Source organism: Ruegeria sp. BB1 (assembly GCF_056539465.1).
In genome coordinates, this window is the sequence record NZ_JBQFVB010000010.1 from 117,223 (window position 1) to 135,319 (window position 18,097).

The 18,097-nt window shown below is 52.6% G+C and carries 18 protein-coding genes; 12 read left to right on the top strand and 6 right to left on the bottom strand.

The genetic code is table 11. From position 1 onward, the window contains the following. Nucleotides 1–164 precede the first annotated feature (164 nt). Together ACR0AL_RS18320 and ACR0AL_RS18325 are read right to left on the bottom strand one after the other, a co-directional pair. On the bottom strand, nt 165–689 hold the full coding sequence (locus ACR0AL_RS18320) for a redoxin domain-containing protein (RefSeq protein ID WP_480664156.1): 525 nt from the start codon (nt 687–689) through the stop codon (nt 165–167). A gap of 58 nt (nt 690–747) precedes the next feature. After that, nucleotides 748–1,497 carry a hypothetical protein gene (locus ACR0AL_RS18325; RefSeq protein ID WP_480648801.1) on the bottom strand — a complete coding sequence of 250 codons (750 nt, stop codon included), beginning with the start codon at nt 1,495–1,497 and terminating at the stop codon, nt 748–750. Between the two features lie 86 nt (nt 1,498–1,583). On the opposite strand from ACR0AL_RS18325, the gene ACR0AL_RS18330 reads away from it, so the two are divergent. Together ACR0AL_RS18330 and ACR0AL_RS18335 are read left to right on the top strand one after the other, a co-directional pair. After that, a complete protein-coding gene (locus ACR0AL_RS18330; protein WP_480648799.1) occupies nt 1,584–2,129 on the top strand; it encodes a MarR family winged helix-turn-helix transcriptional regulator in 546 nt (181 codons plus the stop codon). Next, nucleotides 2,126–2,824 carry an MOSC domain-containing protein gene (locus ACR0AL_RS18335; protein ID WP_480664158.1) on the top strand — a complete coding sequence of 233 codons (699 nt, stop codon included), beginning with the start codon at nt 2,126–2,128 and terminating at the stop codon, nt 2,822–2,824. The genes ACR0AL_RS18330 and ACR0AL_RS18335 overlap by 4 nt, the downstream gene beginning before the upstream one ends. A gap of 463 nt (nt 2,825–3,287) precedes the next feature. Here ACR0AL_RS18335 and ACR0AL_RS18340 read toward each other — a convergent pair whose 3' ends face one another. After that, nucleotides 3,288–4,289: a helix-turn-helix domain-containing protein gene (locus ACR0AL_RS18340; protein WP_480648795.1), complete on the bottom strand. Its 1,002-nt coding sequence runs from the start codon at nt 4,287–4,289 to the stop codon at nt 3,288–3,290. Between the two features lie 139 nt (nt 4,290–4,428). On the opposite strand from ACR0AL_RS18340, the gene ACR0AL_RS18345 reads away from it, so the two are divergent. From ACR0AL_RS18345 to ACR0AL_RS18380, 8 genes are all read left to right on the top strand, one after another. Next, the gene (locus tag ACR0AL_RS18345; RefSeq protein ID WP_480637815.1) at nt 4,429–5,826 is read left to right on the top strand and encodes a metal-dependent hydrolase family protein; all 1,398 of its coding nucleotides are present in this window, start codon (nt 4,429–4,431) and stop codon (nt 5,824–5,826) included. A gap of 86 nt (nt 5,827–5,912) precedes the next feature. After that, nucleotides 5,913–6,617, top strand: coding sequence for a DUF3299 domain-containing protein (locus ACR0AL_RS18350; RefSeq protein ID WP_480664160.1), 705 nt, complete (start codon nt 5,913–5,915; stop codon nt 6,615–6,617). After that, nucleotides 6,614–7,792 carry a carbohydrate porin gene (locus ACR0AL_RS18355; protein WP_170378561.1) on the top strand — a complete coding sequence of 393 codons (1,179 nt, stop codon included), beginning with the start codon at nt 6,614–6,616 and terminating at the stop codon, nt 7,790–7,792. Before ACR0AL_RS18350 ends, ACR0AL_RS18355 begins: the two co-directional genes overlap by 4 nt. A 48-nt stretch (nt 7,793–7,840) precedes the next feature. Then, nucleotides 7,841–9,082 carry a membrane dipeptidase gene (locus tag ACR0AL_RS18360; protein WP_480664162.1) on the top strand — a complete coding sequence of 414 codons (1,242 nt, stop codon included), beginning with the start codon at nt 7,841–7,843 and terminating at the stop codon, nt 9,080–9,082. Nucleotides 9,083–9,359: 277 nt separating this feature from the next. Beyond that, a complete protein-coding gene (locus tag ACR0AL_RS18365; protein WP_113791447.1) occupies nt 9,360–9,686 on the top strand; it encodes a potassium channel family protein in 327 nt (108 codons plus the stop codon). 176 nt (nt 9,687–9,862) lie between these two features. Further along, entirely contained in the window at nt 9,863–10,942 is a 1,080-nt protein-coding gene (locus ACR0AL_RS18370) for an AI-2E family transporter (RefSeq protein WP_170397411.1), read from the top strand. Beyond that, nucleotides 10,939–12,003, top strand: a complete 1,065-nt coding sequence (locus ACR0AL_RS18375) for an HlyD family secretion protein (RefSeq protein ID WP_170362165.1) — start codon at nt 10,939–10,941, stop codon at nt 12,001–12,003. Before ACR0AL_RS18370 ends, ACR0AL_RS18375 begins: the two co-directional genes overlap by 4 nt. Continuing rightward, the gene (locus ACR0AL_RS18380; RefSeq protein WP_170351534.1) at nt 11,993–13,003 is read left to right on the top strand and encodes a DUF2955 domain-containing protein; all 1,011 of its coding nucleotides are present in this window, start codon (nt 11,993–11,995) and stop codon (nt 13,001–13,003) included. Before ACR0AL_RS18375 ends, ACR0AL_RS18380 begins: the two co-directional genes overlap by 11 nt. A 382-nt stretch (nt 13,004–13,385) precedes the next feature. Here the strand turns inward: ACR0AL_RS18380 and ACR0AL_RS18385 are convergent, their stop codons facing one another. After that, nucleotides 13,386–14,285, bottom strand: coding sequence for a LysR substrate-binding domain-containing protein (locus ACR0AL_RS18385; protein WP_480664164.1), 900 nt, complete (start codon nt 14,283–14,285; stop codon nt 13,386–13,388). Between the two features lie 96 nt (nt 14,286–14,381). Here ACR0AL_RS18385 and ACR0AL_RS18390 point away from each other — a divergent pair, with 96 nt between their 5' ends. Beyond that, a complete protein-coding gene (locus ACR0AL_RS18390; protein ID WP_480664166.1) occupies nt 14,382–15,236 on the top strand; it encodes an MBL fold metallo-hydrolase in 855 nt (284 codons plus the stop codon). 66 nt (nt 15,237–15,302) lie between these two features. Next, nucleotides 15,303–15,764 carry a cupin domain-containing protein gene (locus tag ACR0AL_RS18395; RefSeq protein ID WP_480664168.1) on the top strand — a complete coding sequence of 154 codons (462 nt, stop codon included), beginning with the start codon at nt 15,303–15,305 and terminating at the stop codon, nt 15,762–15,764. Nucleotides 15,765–16,074: 310 nt separating this feature from the next. Here the strand turns inward: ACR0AL_RS18395 and cutA are convergent, their stop codons facing one another. After that, complete coding sequence (gene cutA, locus ACR0AL_RS18400) at nt 16,075–16,392, bottom strand: divalent-cation tolerance protein CutA (RefSeq protein ID WP_480664170.1); 318 nt, start codon at nt 16,390–16,392, stop codon at nt 16,075–16,077. A gap of 712 nt (nt 16,393–17,104) precedes the next feature. Next, entirely contained in the window at nt 17,105–18,091 is a 987-nt protein-coding gene (locus ACR0AL_RS18405) for a type II secretion system F family protein (RefSeq protein ID WP_480664172.1), read from the bottom strand. Between the last annotated feature and the right edge of the window lie 6 nt (nt 18,092–18,097).

Sequence of the window (18,097 nt, forward strand, 5' to 3'; positions counted from 1 at the left end):
ATTGGCAAGTCCCCGATCTTTTGGGACTTGCCTGACGCTGTGGGTTGTTGGGTAGCGAGCACCGTATGGTGTTTTTGGGCTTTTCGTCGCCGTGTAAGACAAAACTACGGTTTGGCGATGGCGCTTGGAAAAAACGATTTCCATATGTGGGCACCTTGGCTCGATCACACATTGCAGCTACCTGGTTCGCATTCGCCCTGATCAACAGTGACGGTGCCGCCTTTGGTCGACACGACCTCCTGTGTCAGAAGACTGCCAATCTCGGACCCCAATTGAAGTTCCGAAACCTGACCAAGGTGATGCGCAACGATCTGCCTCGCCTGATCTAATAGGACAAGGCTTGGTGTGCCGCGCATGCCAAAGCGAGACATCGTGTTTGGCAACGGTCCTGCGCCCTGTTTGTCCACGCCGACAGGGAACGTGATGCGATATTCATGCAGGAAAGCTTGCAAAGACACCGGTGTCATAGCGTTGTGATGCTCGAACACGGTGTGCAGGCCAATTACGGCTACCTTCTCTTCAGGAAACGTCCTCTGAATCGACTGCGCCAAGGGAATACCGTGCAGGACACATCCTGGGCAAAGCATTTGAAAGGCCTCAATGACGACAACCCGTCCTTTTAGGTTTTCTAGGGTTAGGGGCGTGTCTGTGTTGAACCATTCCGTGACGTCTAACTCTGGTGCTTGCATTTTCTTTGTCCTCAGTAGCAGGCAGCCGCCGTGGGTTCGGCGGCTGCGCAATCGAATATTAGTGAATCTTGCCCGGCAGGCTCAGTTCGCCAGATGCGACGTCAAAAACATCTGTGACGCACAGCAAGGGAGCATGGATATTAGCGTTCACACGCAAGGCCGAAGTGACGCCATCGTAAGCGACACCTTCCAGTTCGACGTCGCTGGCGAAGCCTGCGTTCACCGAGATTTCGGGCCCGTCGAACAGCGGTGTAAACCCTGGGCTGTCCAGAAAGATCGGGAATCCAGGCCATGTCGCAGGTAGCTTGGGTGTGGAACCTTCGGGGATGTCACGTACGGCAAGCGCGTCGGGTCCGCACGCTTCGGTCGGGGTCAACACAACCCAATGGCTGTGCCATTCGATGCCGTCATTGGCCGGATCTCCGTCGCCGTTCTCGTCAAAAAGCGGTGTGTCATCAAAATCTGGATGACTGGTTGCGGCCATTGCAAGGATGCCTGTGCCGGCTTCAAACCCAACGGCCGAAGGGTCCAAAGACGTAGGCCAGACATATGACCAGACGTCTGAACCACCGACCTCTCCGGTTGCCGCCGGAACCGAGGCACCAGCCGATCCATTCGTGGTCATGTGAAAAGTGACCGTGTTTCCATTACGGTGCGCGTGCGCGGCCAGAATGTCAAAATCCGCGACTTTACTGGCGTCAGCAGAAGATATGATCGCGCCATCCTGATGAATGGCATGGTTCCCATCAGCAAGAGCTGTGCTGCCGATGAGCAGAGCCAAAGTAGAAGTGAGCGTTGAAAGTTTCATAGATGCCTCCAATTAAAAGATAGCGAGTCGCTACTATAGTGAGAAATACATTGCAACTATAATTTCGAGTCGCTACTAAAAGTGTTATGAACTCAGATCATCGCATACGCACACTGATCAACCGTCTGGCCCGGATTGATGCTTCCGAAGGATGGGCGGGAGATCTGAACCCGACTCAGAGGATGGCGCTCGAGTACCTCGCTGAGGCGAACATGTTCTCGCGCTCGCCGTCGCATGTCGCAGAGTACATCGGTACAACCCGTGGAACGATGTCACAGACGCTCAAGGCTTTGGCACGCAAAGGCTATGTAGAAGAGCACCGGAAAGAACACGATCAGCGGTCGATTTCCTACGAACTCACAAAAGAAGGGGCCGAGATCGTACGTCAGCCAAATCCTGTTGCTCAGGCAATTGGAGATATGCCTGCAGAAAACCTAGCCTTACTTGAGCAGGGGCTGATGCAAGGCCTCAGTCTGGCTTTGGCCGCAAATGGAGGCCGATCCTTCGGCCAGTGCAAATCCTGCACTCATCATGACGACACGACAAACAGCGGTTTTTGCAAGTTATTGGGCGTCTCATTGGAGCCCGGCGAAAAAGACAAGATCTGCATTGAGCACGAGGAAGCCAGATGAACCATCCTGAACTGTCGGCAAACATCGACGGCATTTTCCTTGGAGCCATCAGAGATCGCTGGGAAGGCAAACCGCCTTCGGCCATTCAGAAAGATCGGGTGAACGGCCGGCAGGTTGTTACCTCGCTCGGTTTTGCAGGCGATGCGCAGGCGGATTTGACCGTACACGGTGGTAAAGACAAAGCCATCCATCATTATGCACTTGATCACTATTCAGCCTGGCAAGCAGAGGGCCTAATGGCACCCGGCACAATACCAGCGGCGTTTGGCGAGAACATTTCAACAACGGGGCTGACCGAGGAAAACCTCTGCATTGGGGACATCCTGTCGCTCGGGACGGCGGTGGTTCAAATTAGCCAGGGGCGGCAGCCATGCTGGAAACTTGGGCTACATACCGGGCGCAAGGAAATGCCGTACCAGTTTCAGAAGACGGGCCGAACCGGATGGTACTATCGTGTACTCGAGCCTGGCGAAGTTGGCGCCGGTGATCGGATCACCTTGTCTGAAAGGCCAAATCCCAATTGGTCTGTATTGGCTGTTACACGCGCACGGTTGACTCGTCGCATTCTGCCGGAAGATGCCGAGGCTTTGTCTCAGATGGAAGAACTTGCTGAGGGTTGGCGACAAGCTTTCCGCCGAATGGCTGAAGGCAATGCCAAGGAGGATACATCGGCAAGGCTTGGAGGCTCAGGGTAAGACACCCAACGCGCGTTCTGTCGCGACGTAATTTCCTTGATCTTACTAACCTTCTCAATTCCATGACAGTCAAATCCCCGTTTGTCAGTCGCTGGGTGGGGCAGGTAAAAAATGAGACATCAACTCCAGCACCGATGAAATGCCATTAACCGCTTTGGGCCAGAAATGCTTGACGTTTGGGGCAAAATTGAATGACGTGATTTGAGCATTTTTTGAGGTTTTGACTGTCGATTGAGTCAAATATCACTGACGTTCCACATCTCCTGTTGAACGTCACACGAACCTGACCCAACCGTCACAGTTGGACCAGAAACTAGGTGAACGTTCGACATCAGAAGGCGCCCCCGACGTTGGACATCAGTTGAATTTGACCTTTGCGTTATCAACTAACACGCCGCCTCCATTTCATACTCCCGCAGACAGTTTGGTTTGATCTGACTTCCCTTTCGGAACATCAGAGCCGCTACTTTTTCCGGAAAGCAGTCGGTGTCATTCCGGTCTGGCCACGAAAAAAGCGAGTGAAGTGGGACTTGTCGGAATAACCGAGCATCAAACCAATCTCCGCAATTGTCATCTGGCCTTCTTTGAGGTGCTCCTTGGCGACATCGACACGCAGCCGTTTGACTTCGCGTGGGAGCGTTGTGCCTTGCCGCTGAAGCGCTTTCAAAAACCGTTCCGGCTGTATTCCCAGTAATCCCGCCATCGCCTCCGGCCCCAAATCGGTTTCATCTAGTTTGTCGCGTAATACAGATCGCAAAGCAGCTACCACTGTTACTTCTTCATCTTGTCCCTGTGAGGCGATGGGCTTGGCAGGGCCCTCAGAGACATGGTGCAAAAACAACCATTCCACAGGAAAACTAATTTGCATTCCGGGATCGGTCCCAAGGCCAACCTCGATCCCTTTGTAGTTGATAGGCAGACCGTTGATGTATCTGCTTTCCCATCGTACACGGGAAGAATCCCAGGCATCTCCGACGACGGTCTGAAATAGGCGTACGTAGATTGCCGCACCAAATCCGGTCACCTGAATGGGTGGGACAGTAGGCTCTTGTTGCCTCTCGATACGATAAGTCGCTTTGTCCGCTTCAACGACAAGGCTATGCCGCACAGAATTGGACTCCTGCGGTACAAGTCCGACGAAACGGGTAAAGAACTCGAACAGCGTCTCGGTCGATTGCAGGGCCTGAGCGAATGGAGGCCACTGATGCAAGTCAAACGTCTCTCCGACATTCAGGCCAAGATATCGATCCCCTGACACTTCTGAGAAGGAATTCAGCAATCCATAGACCAACTCAGAGTGAACGAACACGGATGGGTCAGACAACAGTTCGGCTTTCAAGCCGACCTGATCCAGTGCTGGTTGCGGATTGATCTTACGTTCGGTGAGATATTGCAGGAACGGAGCAGCTAAGGAGAGGCGAATAAAGCCTTCGCTATGCTCTTGAGAGGTGGAGTTGAAAGGCAAGCTCGTCACCCTCGTTTGGACTAGATTTACAATGTGGCCATTTTTGCAGTCACATTCGAACATCCTAATGCGAAACTGGCAACCTAGGCAAAGATTTCCGGGCTACAGTTGGCAAAACATGAATATGAAGGGAGTGCTTATGTCCGGTCTACGAATGTCGCTTTGCTCGACGGCAATTGTCGCTGCAGGACTTTGTTTTTCAGCGTCCGCGCAGGCTCAGGATCAAGAAGAACTCCAGACGCTGTTTACTAACGTGCATATCTTCGATGGCGTGAATGAACAGCGTATCGAGAATGCCAGCGTATTGGTCGAGGGCAACCTGATTACGACTGTATCAACTGAAGCGATTGACGCCCCTAATGCTACGGTTATTGACGGAGACGGGAGGACACTGACCCCCGGCTTTATTGAAAATCATGCACACCTGATGCTGCCCGGACCCACGTTGCCCGCAATGGAAGCCAACAGCACTTGGGAAGACCTCGCGATTCACGGCACTCAAATGGCTGAGATGTACTTAATGCAAGGCTTTACCACTGTAAGAGATGCAGGTGGCGCTAATGGAGGTCTTCGTCGAGCAATCGACAGCGGGACCATTGCCGGGCCGCGTTTCTACCCTGCGGCTGCTTTTCTAAGTACACGTGGTGGGCATGCTGATTTCGCCAACTTTACGGCGCCTGTTGGCCAGTCTTCCAACTTCAGCCGTCTGAATATGGCCCAAGAAGTCGACAGTGTCTCTGAAATGTACAAGTTTGCTCGCAACAACTTCCGGATGGGAGCAACACAACTGAAGTACATGCAATCAGGCGGTGTAGTTTCGGCGTTTGACCCGTGGCAGTTGTTGGCTGGATCGACGGCAGAATTAGAAGCAGCCGTGCAGGTTGCAAACGAATACGAAAGCTACGTCATGGCCCATTCCTACCGCAAGGAAACGATCATGGCGGCACTGAATGCTGGTGTGCGATCAATTGAACACGGGTTCATGTTTGATTGTGAAATATCAGCGCTGATGGAAGAGAAAGGAGCCTACATCACAACCAATCTCACAGCATTTGATCCAAATCTCTTTGATATTCCTGCCATTCGAGATGTCCCAGCCAGCTTACGAAAGGCACAGTCCGCTACGCAGGCTTTTGGCGACTACATAAAAAACATGAATGAGTGCCCAGCCAAAAGAGGGTTTCATACGGATTGCGTAGGTTCTGTGGCAGCCTGCAATATTCAAATTGCCTATGAAAAGCATCTCAATAATGAGTTCTTTGGTTCCCACGCCTCTTTGGTCGCAATGACATCTACTGGCGGTGAAATCGCTGCTTTGTCCGGGTCGTTTATGAACCCCTATCCCGAAGGCAAATTGGGCGTGATTGAGGAAGGAGCCTATGCAGACATTCTGCTCATTGACGGCAACCCGCTTGAAGACTTCTCGGTTGTTGGCACGGGTAATCAGTGGTTCGGTGCCGATCCGAGGCCTGAAAGCCCAGATACGATCCGCCTGATCATGAAGGACGGCGTCATCTACAAAAACACACTGGATTGACCTGTCTAAACAGCCGGAGAAAATTTATGCACCATTGGTTTCGCTCCTTAGTATTTGCAGGGTTGGTTTGGTGTGGTCATCCTGTCATGGCGACGCCAGGAACCGCGTTGGACTGGTCTGACCTACCTGACCCGTCCGCGCAGGTCTTTGAAGACCCCTATCGAGATCTCAGCCCCGAACAATTCGACGATGTCCTCTACGTCGTACGACTGCGCGGCAGGCTGCAGCAGGATGGCGGCAGCGAAGAAGAGCGGCAGAAGTGGCAAATGCTTTTGACCGAGACTGAGGATGCCTTGGCAACTGATGGAATTGATGTCGACTGGCTGCTCGATCAGCGCGAAGTTGTGATGGAACGTCGAAGAAAGGCTGGAACGAACGGAAATCCACAATTCGATGGTCAGACAATCACACTGGCGGGCTTTGCCATTCCTGCTCCGAATGATTCGGATGGTCGGCCTGTCGCATATTTGGTGCCAGAACGAGGGATGTGCAGTCACATGCCTCCACCTCCGCCCAACCAGATGATCCGTGTGCGGTTGAACGGGGGCTGGGCACCCAGCTATTTCCATGAACCCGTTCGGCTGACAGGCACGCTAACGATCGATCCGTCTGTTCAGAATATGATGGTTGTGGATGGCCAGATGCCCATGAGCGCGACTTTCCAGTTGGAAGCAGAAAGTGTCGAAACTCTGGAAACCAAGGCAGATAGGCTGGAATGGAAGCAGCGTGCCGCTGATCGCATCCGCGCGGCGGGCAATCGCAAGACCGGCGGGGCAAAGGCATCTGAATGATAAGACTTCTGGTTGCCGCATTGAGCATTGCCTTCGCTGGCACAGCGTCGGCTCAGGGACTATCCGGGCCATCTTCGGTCGAAGCTGATCTAGAGCCCGGAGATGGGCTAACCGACCCACAATATCGTTCCGATTTTCCGCGTAATATCGCACCGGGTTGGTTTCAATGGAAAGACCGACTGGCTGTGGGTGGGTTTCGCTTCAACATTGATTACTTGGCATTGGGCCAATCCACAAATGCTGATCTGGGAACCGGCGAAGCGGCCAGCGGAATTGCGCGCTTCTACGGTAGTTGGCAGGCAACTGAACGGGGTTCCCTGACATTCAAGATCGAAGACCGGCACAGTTACACGGACGTTGCTCCGCAGTTTCTCGGTCTGGATGGCGGAGCCCTTTCAATCACGGGAACGGCCTTCAACGATAATGGTCTGCTGCTGACCAACCTTTTCTGGACCCAAAGAGCCGAGAACGGTTCGTGGACGCTGCAAGTTGGCCAGATTGATGTAACGGACTTTGTGGATATCTATGGGTTGGTCAGCCCCTACAGTGGTTTCCAAAACCTGTCTTTCAATACCAATCCGACTATTAACACACCCAATCAAGGCCTTGGCATTGCCGGTGGGGTAAAGCTGAGCGAAAACTTCTACGCTGTTGCCAGCGTCTCAGACGCAAACGCCGACCCGTCTGATCCAAACTTTGATGTGTTTAGCGACGGCAATCTCTTCAAATCACTCGAATTTGGTTACACCTCCGGCTTTGATCGCATCTACTTCGACAACATCCATTTGACCCTCTGGCATGCGGATGCGGCTGACGATGGCAGTCGAGCGGAAGATTACGGCGCGGCGTTCTCTGCCGCATGGTTTGTTGACAATAAGTGGATGCCGTTCTTTCGGGCTGGGGCCTCAAAGGGTACCGCAGCGCTTTATGACCGGTCCGTCTCAGCAGGTCTGGGCTACTATGGTCGCAACACCGATTTGGCCGGGCTGGGCCTGAATTGGGCCGAGGCAAGAGGCATAGACGGTGATCAGTTCACGCTCGAGGCATTCTACCGGTTTTCAATCTCGCCCGGACTGCAGATCACGCCATCGCTGCAGTTCATTTCTGACCCGCTACTGAACCCCAATCAGGATAGCATTACGCTGTTCGGTCTAAGAACCCGGATCGTTTTCTGAGGGGTTCGAATGCGGTGGTAAAAACAAAGCAGTTAGGGAGGTTCTGTCATGAAGACCATGTTGGCCGTAAGCGCTATCGCGATCACTCTAGGTTGCGCACTACACGCGAGCGAGGAAAGCAAGACTTGGGATGCATCAGAAGAGGCGAAGCAATTCGTACAAGACACCATCGTCCTCGGCATGTTGGCCAGCCCCTACGGCACTGGTTGGACCGACTACGACCAGCTTCATACTTACTTCGCGCGCGCTCGGGACAACGGCATTACGGGACACGAGATGACGCTGGCTGCTGCGGATATGTCGTTTGAAACCCTGCTAGAGCAGCACTATCACTTTCGCTCAGCCATGGCGCAGCAACCGGAAAACTACCTGATTGTCAATGAAACCCGAGATATCGAAGCCGCCCATATACAAGGCAAGACGGCCGTCATCTGGAACAGCCAAACCGCCACAATCCTGAACGGCGATCTTAAGAAAATGGCATTGCTAAAGGATATGGGGATCAAAAGTATGATCCTGGCTTACAATGACATTTTCCGAACCGGATCGGGGCAGTTGGCGGCCTATAACGGGCGCGACATTGGTCTGACACCTTGGGGGAAGTCGGTCATCGATGAAATGGTGCGGTTCGGTATCTTGCTCGACCTAAGCCACACGGGTTCAAAAACGGCCAACGACGCCATGGACTACATGGATGAAAACTATCCCGGCGTGCCATATGTCTATACGCATTCTGTCCCAGCTGGGCTTTATGCGAACGAACCCAATGCCACGACACGCGGTTGTTATCGGGCCATTCCCGACGAAGAGGCGCTGCGTGCGGCCAAATCGGGCGGCTATATTTCTCCGACCTTCACCGAATGGATGATGGACGGTGTTTGGCCTGAGGATATCTCACCCGAGCAAGCTGCTGATATGATCGACTACTATGTCCAACTTGTGGGGGTCGACCATGTTGGGATTGCAACGGACGACATGTTCTCGACTGAACTAGTCGTACAGTTCGCAACTGTAAACGCGAGCATGTACGACGACGGCGGCTACATGATCGATGCGTTCAACAAAGGGGCCACTGGCAACGGTGAACTTGCCAAAATCCTTGCGGCGATTACCGATGACCTTTGGGCGAAGGGTTATTCCAATGAGGACCTCGCGAAGATTTATGGCGGTAACAAGATGCGAGTTTATGCGCAAGTTTGGGAGGGCAAACCACCCGAACTATTCCTGAAAGAGTACCCGGAGCGTCTGCGCCTAAGGCAAGAACTTCGTGATGGGTTCTATTCGCGTTAGAGACGAAAGACCTAGCAGCAAGATACTTGGCGCGTGGGCGAACAGGTCGATTGCTAGCTTGCAAAATCGAACCTCCACGGCTGTTCATGCTTCCAAATCACTCGAATGAAGGGATCTGCTTACCTGTACCTGTCGGAACATCGCCCGCAGAATAGCATCGATGAATCTGGGACTATGGTTGAGAGTTCTTATCGGGCAGCTTTCAGTAAATCAGCATTGTTCCTTCCGTAAATCCTCAACTCTGGTACAAATGCAATTATTCGAAGATGAGGGTGCAATGAATTCACTGACCAGAATAACACGAGGAATTGGCGTCGCTTTCAAGGACGGTAGAGTGAAAGGCATTCTTGCCTTCACAGTTGGAATGATTTTATGGGCCTCGGTCTTTTACCACTTTGTCGAAGGATGGAGTTGGCTCGACTCAATCTACTTTTCTGTCGTGACAATTTCGACCGTGGGGTTTGGTGACTTCTCACCTGAAACTGCGGCAGGGAAGATCTTCACAATGGTATACATCATCGTGGGTCTCGGTGTCTTCGTGACCGCGGCGACGACAGTGGCAGATACAATCTTGTCCCAAGACGACAAAAAAGCGGACAAGTAGATTATCCCAATTTGGCCAAATCGAGTTCACGCCCAGGCATTGGTTTGACTGGGCACCTCAAGCTGTGGCCCGGATTCATTTGAGTCTTCAAGCTGATAGATGATCACCAAAATTCAAAAAAATATACATATTATGTTTTTTGAGTGTAACATTCGAAAAACACATGGAGGGATGGAATGGAAAAGACACAGGACGCAAAGATTGTCGATCTGGCAATACGATTGCTCTTTCTCGGACTATTCCTCTACAGCGCCCTAGTCATGGTGGCCCCGCTTGCGAGCGTGGTTATCTGGGCAACGATCCTCTGTGTGGCGCTTTACCCGGCATTTGACTGGCTTCAGTCCAAGCTGGGAGGGCGGAAAAAACTTGCCACGACGATCTTGGTTTTGTTGGGCCTTGTTCTGACCCTCGGGCCAGTCGCTACGGCGGTGTCTGGTGCCGCAGAACTTGGGTCTGAATTCGCGGAACAAGCAGACAAAGGTGAGTTGAAAGTCCCACCTGCGCCCGAGGGTCTCAAGGAGTTGCCCTTGGTGGGAAACAAAATAGCCGATGTCTGGGGAATGTTTGAGCGCAATCTTGACGGCGCGCTTGCAAAATACGGCACGCAAATCCTTGAGATCACCAAATCGCTCTTCGGTAAGGTGCTGGGCATTGGAATCGGGCTGCTTGGCTTAGCTCTGTCCGTGTTGATTATGGGGGCATTGTTCAGCCCTGGGCCAAATTTGGTCCAAGGTCTTCAGCGCTTTGCCAACCGTGTCTTTGCACCGCGCGGTGGTGAATTCGTGACACTCGCAGGCGCAACGATCCGGAACGTTACAAAAGGCGTGATTGGCGTAGCAGCCATTCAGGCGGTTTTCGTTTGGATACTGTTGGCATTGTTTGGGATTTCTTCGGCCGCCACGCTGGCATTTATCTGCCTGATACTCTCGATTATCCAAATCGGGCCCGGATTGGTTCTTATACCGGTTATTATCTATGCATGGAGTTCCATGTCCGGTGGAACAGCTTTGATCTTCACCATATTGGCCGTTCCAGTCATGATAATGGACAGTTTCCTAAGACCCGTGTTCATCTCAAAAGGCCTTGAGACTCCCATGTTGGTCATCCTCATCGGTGTTCTCGGAGGTATGATGGCGTACGGTTTGATCGGCGTCTTTATGGGGCCGGTACTCTTTGCTGTTTTCTATGAGCTGTTCAAGGTTTGGATTGATACCTCGCCCGAAGCCGAGGCCGCTGCAGAAGGTGCCGCGAAATGAGGAAGACGATATGGACAACCCTGGCTGTCATTCTGATTTTTCTTGTCTGGTATCTGGTCGCTGATCGAAAAACACCATTTACCGGGAACGCCAGAGTAAAAGCTGTGGCCACACAAATCGTGCCTCAGGTGACCGGAACGGTAACGGAAGTTCTGGTAGAAAACGGCCAAGTCGTTTCGGCAGGTGATGTTCTAGTTCGAATAGATTCCAGGCCCTACGAAATCGAGCGTTCAAAGGCGGAAGCTGATCTTGAAGCGGCGACCCAAGAGGTGGGTGCGTCTTCGGCAGAGGTAAGTGCAGCACAAGCCAAACTCGCAAGGGCGCAGAGTGATCTGGATACGATGCGCATTCAGACCGAACGTGTGTTTGCGCTCGAAAAGAAAGGGTTGATTGCCGTCTCAAAGGCTGATGATGCACGAGGGCAATTGGCAGAGTCTGAGGCAAACTTTGAGAACGCAAAAGCGGATCTGGAAAAAGCAAAACAAAGGCTTGGTGACGACGGGATTGAAAACCCGAAAATCCAGCGCGCGTTGGCGGCCTTGGCGGATGCAGAACTGAACCTTGAATGGACGGAACTGCGTGCTCCGGCGACAGGTGTCATCACTAATCTGCTGATAGCCCCCGGAACGTATGCGCGATCCGGCCAGGATCTGTTGACGTTTCTTGATGCAACGGACGTCTGGATCGAGGCGTATTTTACTGAGAACAACCTAGGAAGAGCTTCGATAGGGTCTCCGGTTGATGTAGTGTTGGACATGCATCCCGGTAAGATTGTTCCGGGCGTCATCGAGAGCTTTAGCGCGGCCGTTTCCTTAAGTGGCGGTGATGAGCCCGGGCAATTGGCGAGCCCGCCAAGTACCAAAGGTTTTTTGCGGGAGCCTGAAAGGTTCCCAGTCAGGATCGTTTTGCCGGGCTATGAAGCCGGAAGCACCGAAGATGATCTTCGCTTTCAGCTGAACGGGCAGGCCGATGTGATTATGTACCTCAGCGACAACTCGTTACTGAACTTCGTAGGCCGCACCTACATCCGCTTGGTCTCAATTCTGTCCTATGCGTACTGAGGACCAGCGCTCTATCGCCCGGCTTGCTCTTGGTGTTACCGGCGTCTTTTCCTTGGGCTTGTTTCTTGGCTGGCCACTCGCCGTCGTTGGGGCGGTGTTCACCGCACTGTTTTTGCAGGCGCCAGCCGCATTGCCTCTGGCAGCATTTGCTAAGCTGTTTGTCTTTTCGATTGGATTGATGTTCACTTCGTTCCTGGTGTCGTCAATCTTCTCACCATATCCTCTTGTTTTTCTCATTCTGGTGGCCATAGGAATAATCCTGTCTTTCATGTGGTCGGTTTCCGGAGCCGGAGTTTTACCGGGCGTCATTGCCCTGATGGGTGCACTGATGATCCCGAACTTGGTTTTGCAATCACAGGATCTGGCCTTGGTGCTCGTGTATTGGATACCGTTGAACCTGCTGTTTGCGGGCTTTGTATCGACGCTGATGTTCGTGTTGATACCCGCTGAACCTCAAACGCCCGCTCAAAAGAAGGCCGCATCGTCGCCGAACTTCGACCCACATCGCCGAATCGTCAGGATGTCGCTTGTAACAGTGCCGTTTGCCTTGGCGTTTTTTGTTTCCGGCGCATCTGCACTACTGGTTCTGTTTTTTGTCGCCCTGCTGAGCCAGCAGCTTGCGGCAATGCCCGCTGCAGGCAAAACAGTTGCAAAAGCTATGCTGACGGCAAACCTTCTTGGGGCGGCAGTATCCATCATATGCTACGAAATAAACGTAATAGCTCCGGTTATTATAACCCCCATTCTGCTGTGTTTCTTCTTTTGCCTAACACTCGGAGCACTTGGAAAGTCAAAAGTACCGCTCGCCGCCGCCGCCGGTTCCGCTATTACAACAGCTCTGATTGTATATGGCGGTTCGGTTGCACCGTTTTCAGACGAGGCTGACGTCAAGAGCATCACTCGCGTATTGCAAGTTGCCAGCGCCGCTTTTTTTGTAATCATTGCATATGTCGTGGTTGATGAATTCTGGCCGGAAAAAGAGCGCCGGGCAATTCAATGAGGTTAGCTGCGATGAGGCTTGGAACCGAAACCAGCAGAGATCCTCCAGCTGTATGCGCGCCGCACAAAACCACAATGACCGCCTTGGGCTCGAAACAGACGTTCTCCGCGCGCAGGATCAATGACTGCTATCCGGCGATTTAGTAATGGTTCGTTTGATCCGCAGGGGAGCTGACCACTCAACCAGAGATCGCTTCACATAACACCCCTTCGGCGACGTTCATGGTTCGTTACGGCACCACCAATCATCCAGTGGCTGTGAGAGCCTGCCGCTCGCGCCCCCTGTCGCCGATGACCGCAACGCGGGACGGAGCCGCCGTTCGCTGCAAACATCCCAAGTTCGGCTTTGTGCAATTTAAGTCAGCACGGGGGCGCTTTTTCGGTCAGGCCAGATGTTGTTTGATCTGTTGCCGAAGGTGGTCCAGAAATAGACCAACCCGACGAGGTTGGAAGGCTTTTTCGGGGTAGACTGCAAACACCCCAACATCAGGGAACTGCCCTGTAAAATTGATTGGCTCAAGTTGGTCCGCTTCCACCAAGTCTATCGCCATGATTTCTGGAAGCAATCCGATCCCCAACCCACGCACCAGTGCTTCGCGATAAGTATTGGTGTGGTTCATGACAAGTTTCCAGGGCAGGCGCAGCTTTTGCATCCCTTTATTTGTCACGAGCGGCCAACTGTCACCGAACCGTGAAGCACCAAAGACGAGGCAGCAATGTTGGTCTAGATCGGCAACCGTTGTGGGTGTTCCATATGCGCGTAGATAAGAGGGGGACGCGAACAAACCGAGGGATGTCTGAGCCAGCTTGCTAACGATCAGACTGCTATCGTCCAGCTTGATCGCTAACCGAATGGCCAAATCCACCCTGGAGCTGATGAAGTCAGTCTGCTCATTTTCAAACACCAGATCAAACAACACCTCGGGATGAAGCGTCTGAAAGCTCTGCACCGCATCCAGCAATAGTGGCGTACCGATCCCTTCCGGAGCAGCTACGCGAATTACTCCAGATAACAGCCCCCCTTCTTGTGCAACCACGTCCTGCTCAAGTGCATCCACTTGTTCCAGGGTGGCCTTGCACCCGTGATAGTAGCGAGTTCCGGCTTCGGTCACTTCCATCGAACGAGTTGTGCGGCTAATGAGGCGCAGATCAAGCATCGCTTCCAGATCGGCCACATGTCGCCCTATAATGGCCGGACTAACATTCAAATCTTCCGCGGCTGCGGCAAAGCTTCCCAGCTCGACCACGCGAGCAAACACGGTCATCTTCTTCAGCTTGTCCATTCAATACTTTTTGTATCTTTTGAATTGCCAATGACATCAATTATCTCATGTTAGGACAAGAGTATGTTGTTTCCAACGCAAAAGGAGACACATGCCATGAAGCGCATTCTGACGGCCATCGCCGCCGCTACCACCTTTACAAGCGCGGCCATTGCAGCAGGTGATGAAACGACACCGGCCATGACCAAGCTGAAGGACGGCGTCTATCAGTTCTACATGGCGCATTATTCCAGCCTGGTGGTGATCACGGATGAAGGCGTTCTGGTTGTAGACCCCAATCACGAATTCCGGTCCGAGGCGATGCGCGCTGAAATTGCCAAGCTGACCGATCAACCCGTGGTCAAGGTTGTTTACTCGCACGATCACTTTGACCATTCGCGGGGCGGCCAGATTTTCAAGGACGAAGGTGCGAAGTTCATCGCCCATGAAGGGTGCGTTGAGTTGATGAGCCGCGATCTGGAAAACCGGGTGGTGCTGCCTGACGTGACCTATGGAGATGAGCATCGCATCGAACTGGGCGATAAGATCATCGACTTAAAGTACTTCGGGTCCAGCGACGGCCAGTGCCAGAGCGTGATCCACATGCCCGACGACAAGGTTTTAATGGGGGTGGATTGGCATCTTCCGCGTTTTCTGGTCTCGAACGCCCGTTTGAACACGCATGATTATGTGGGCGCTCTGAACACCCTGCGCCGTGTCAGCGCAGAGCTTGACTACGATACCGTGGTTTCAGGCCACCTGGAGCATTCATCGCCTGAGCTTCTCGCTGAAGAATTGGCCTTTGTCGAAGCCCTGTACGTTGCCGTTTGGGAGGGTCTACAAAACGGCAAATCGGTCGACGAACTTAAGGATACGGTCAAACTGCCTGATTTCGAAGATTGGCTGTTCTACAAAGAAAACCTTCCAGCCCATGTTGAACGGATGGCTTACGCCATATGGCACGGCCATTGAACCTCTGACTGGGTTGCGGGGCAGCCCGGTCGTTCCCCACAAATGAAATCAGAATTGGACCTCAACATGTCTAAGAAAACAGAAGCGACCGCCAAAAAGACCGTTGTCAGCGGTTGGCATGAAGGCCGCAAGTATTTCATGGCGGATCAGGAGTACACGTCGGTTGTCGCAGGCAAAGACGATACGCAATCCGAGTATGTCTTTGGCTCAGGTGAAATAGCACCGGGCGGGTTCATTCCTGATCATTATCACAAATGGGAAGACCAGACCTTCCACATCCTTGAGGGCGACCTGGAAGTTAAAATCGGCGATGAAGTTTTTAAGGCCGGGCCTGGGGCCAGCATCCAATGCCCATGCGGCGTGTCCCACTACATGAAGAACGTCGGTGATACGACCGCCAAGATGATCAGCTACATCTTCCCCGGTGATTGGGCTGAGGAGTTTATGGCCGAAACCTCACGCCAGAACGAGATCGGCGAAATAGATTTCGCCTTGATCGAAGAGCGCTTTGGCGTCGTCTACATCTGAACCGAAAGGAAAAACGCAATGAGACTCTTAACGCTTCTTGCCACGTTCCTCGCTTTGACCAATCTGAGTGCGGCTTTCGCTGCGGGCCTTCAAGTGACCAAAAACAACTGGCGGACAACGTCTCCCTACTGCTTAACCTTCTAGCACTGAAGGTCTGGTATGTATGGGTTCGCGACTTGCTGAGCGAACAAGTAACCGAATTACGATCAACGCCCGGTCAGGGCTCATCTGCTTGTCCGAACTCGCCGCAGAGAAAGTCGGTAGTGAGCCCAAAGATACAGCGGTTATAGGCCGTTAGTTTGAGCTTTGCTTAGATCTCGCGCGTGCTTTCAATCATCCACTCAATATATTCACCGTTGGCTTGGTCAACATCAATCGAGAGAATACTGGGCGTCTCATAAGGGTGCATCCTGCGGATCGCTTCAACGACTACGCCAAAAAGCTCCTTTCGGGTCTTCAGCAGAAGTGGGACCTCCCGCGCAGTTACGATTTTTCCCTTCCAGAGATATTTACTGCTAGTCGCAGCGTAGCGGTTCGATGAGGAAACCAAACGCTTTTCAAGAAGCTTGTCCGCGATCTGGTCAGCGACTTTCTCGGATGGGCAGTTGACCCAAATTTTGACTATCATCTGCAATCTCACAAACGCCAAACCTAAGTTCTTAGTCTAACACGGGACCATTTCGACGCCATTGTTGCTCCTACAACGTATCACCGCCATCTGCGTACCACTCAGAGAATGACCGGGTTCCTTTGGCACGCGTTGTCACGGATTGGGCGGCAGGTCGATTGACCGGCGTGTCGCGTGAGCCAGAAGTCGAAGGTTTGGCTGGTTTGCTGATCGATCAAGCTGAAGGCTGAGAAAGACAGGAGCGTGCATTTTCTGGCGACCTGCCGCTCTTGGATGCCGCTGCACGCTTGAAAATAGATGTGATATCGATCCGGCGGTTGCGGAATGGCGGCTTTCTAAATCAGGTCACGGTGCGAAACCCGGACACGCAGCACTACCGTTGCTATATAACTGCCCAAAGCCTGCAAGCGTTTGTGGCTCGTTATGTAACACTGGGTCAAATGGCAGAGCAGTTTGAATTTGCCGCGATTCATCTGGCTCGGGCGTTGGACCGAAAAGAAATCGAGACGATCCCCTGTGAGGCTGGGTTCGTTCGCGCTTAGTGGACGCCGCCTGGAATACGACCGTTTCCTGGTGCTTTAATCCTACAAAATGCAGTGTTAGCAAGGTATTAGGATTAGAATTTGGCTAAAAGCAGATAACCAAAGCGTGTCATCCATTGCAGCTCAAAGAAGATTCTTTGTTCCTTCAATTCTCAGACTACACCCAACCATCACCCAAACATATTGATCCATCGGATCACCATCGGCGACAGGCAGATCAGCAGTAGAACGGGCATCATGCACATGGCCATTACGGCTGACATTTGAACTGGTAGCCGGTTGGCCTTTTCCTGAGCGCGCAGTTCGCGATCGATACGCATATCAGTGGCAAATCTGCGCAGTGAAGCGGAAATGCTGGTGCCGTATTGATTGGATTGAAGGAAGGCGTTCGCGAAAGAGCTGACCTCGTCAATGCCGACGCGTTCGGCCATGTCCATAAAGGCGGCCTGACGCTCTTTGCCAGCTTGCAGTTCCAGTTGGAGTATCGTGAACTCTTGCGAAATCTCCGGTGCCGCATGCGACATCTCATTCGCCACTCGCACCATTGCGGCATCAAATCCGAGCCCGGCCTCAATCGCCACCTGTAACAGGTCCAGCGCATTTGGAAGGCTGTGTTCGATGGCCTGGCGGCGCTTTCTTATACGGTGCCGCAGCCAGAGTGCTGGACCGTAGAAACCGGTTACCATCAAAGCGGTGACAATCTGCAATGCGTTCACCCAGGTGATGCTTTGCAATAGGCCAGCAATCCCAAGCTGAACCTGAGTTTCAAGCGGCAACGACAAAGCCACTACGAAAACGGCTGGAAGCACAAAACCCATCACCAAACGGAACAGATAAAATGATCGGACGGCATGTTTGCGCTGAATACCAGCCTGCTTAAGCATTCTGCCAATTCGGGAACGTTCGCGTTTCGACGAAGGCACAAATGCCTTAAGCAGTCCGTGCGGGTCGCTGTCATCCCCCTGTATGAGGTCAAAATCTGTTCCGTGCCCCCGAGAAATCGTTCCGACCCGCATCCGGTGCGCGACCGTGTCATCGGTTGCGGTCATGCCAGAGATTCCGAGGATTACAAAGAAAACACTTACGGCAATCCCACCCAGCACAATATACTGAAGGGGAAGGTCTTGGCCGTTTAGAACATTTTGAATAAATTCCATTTTTCC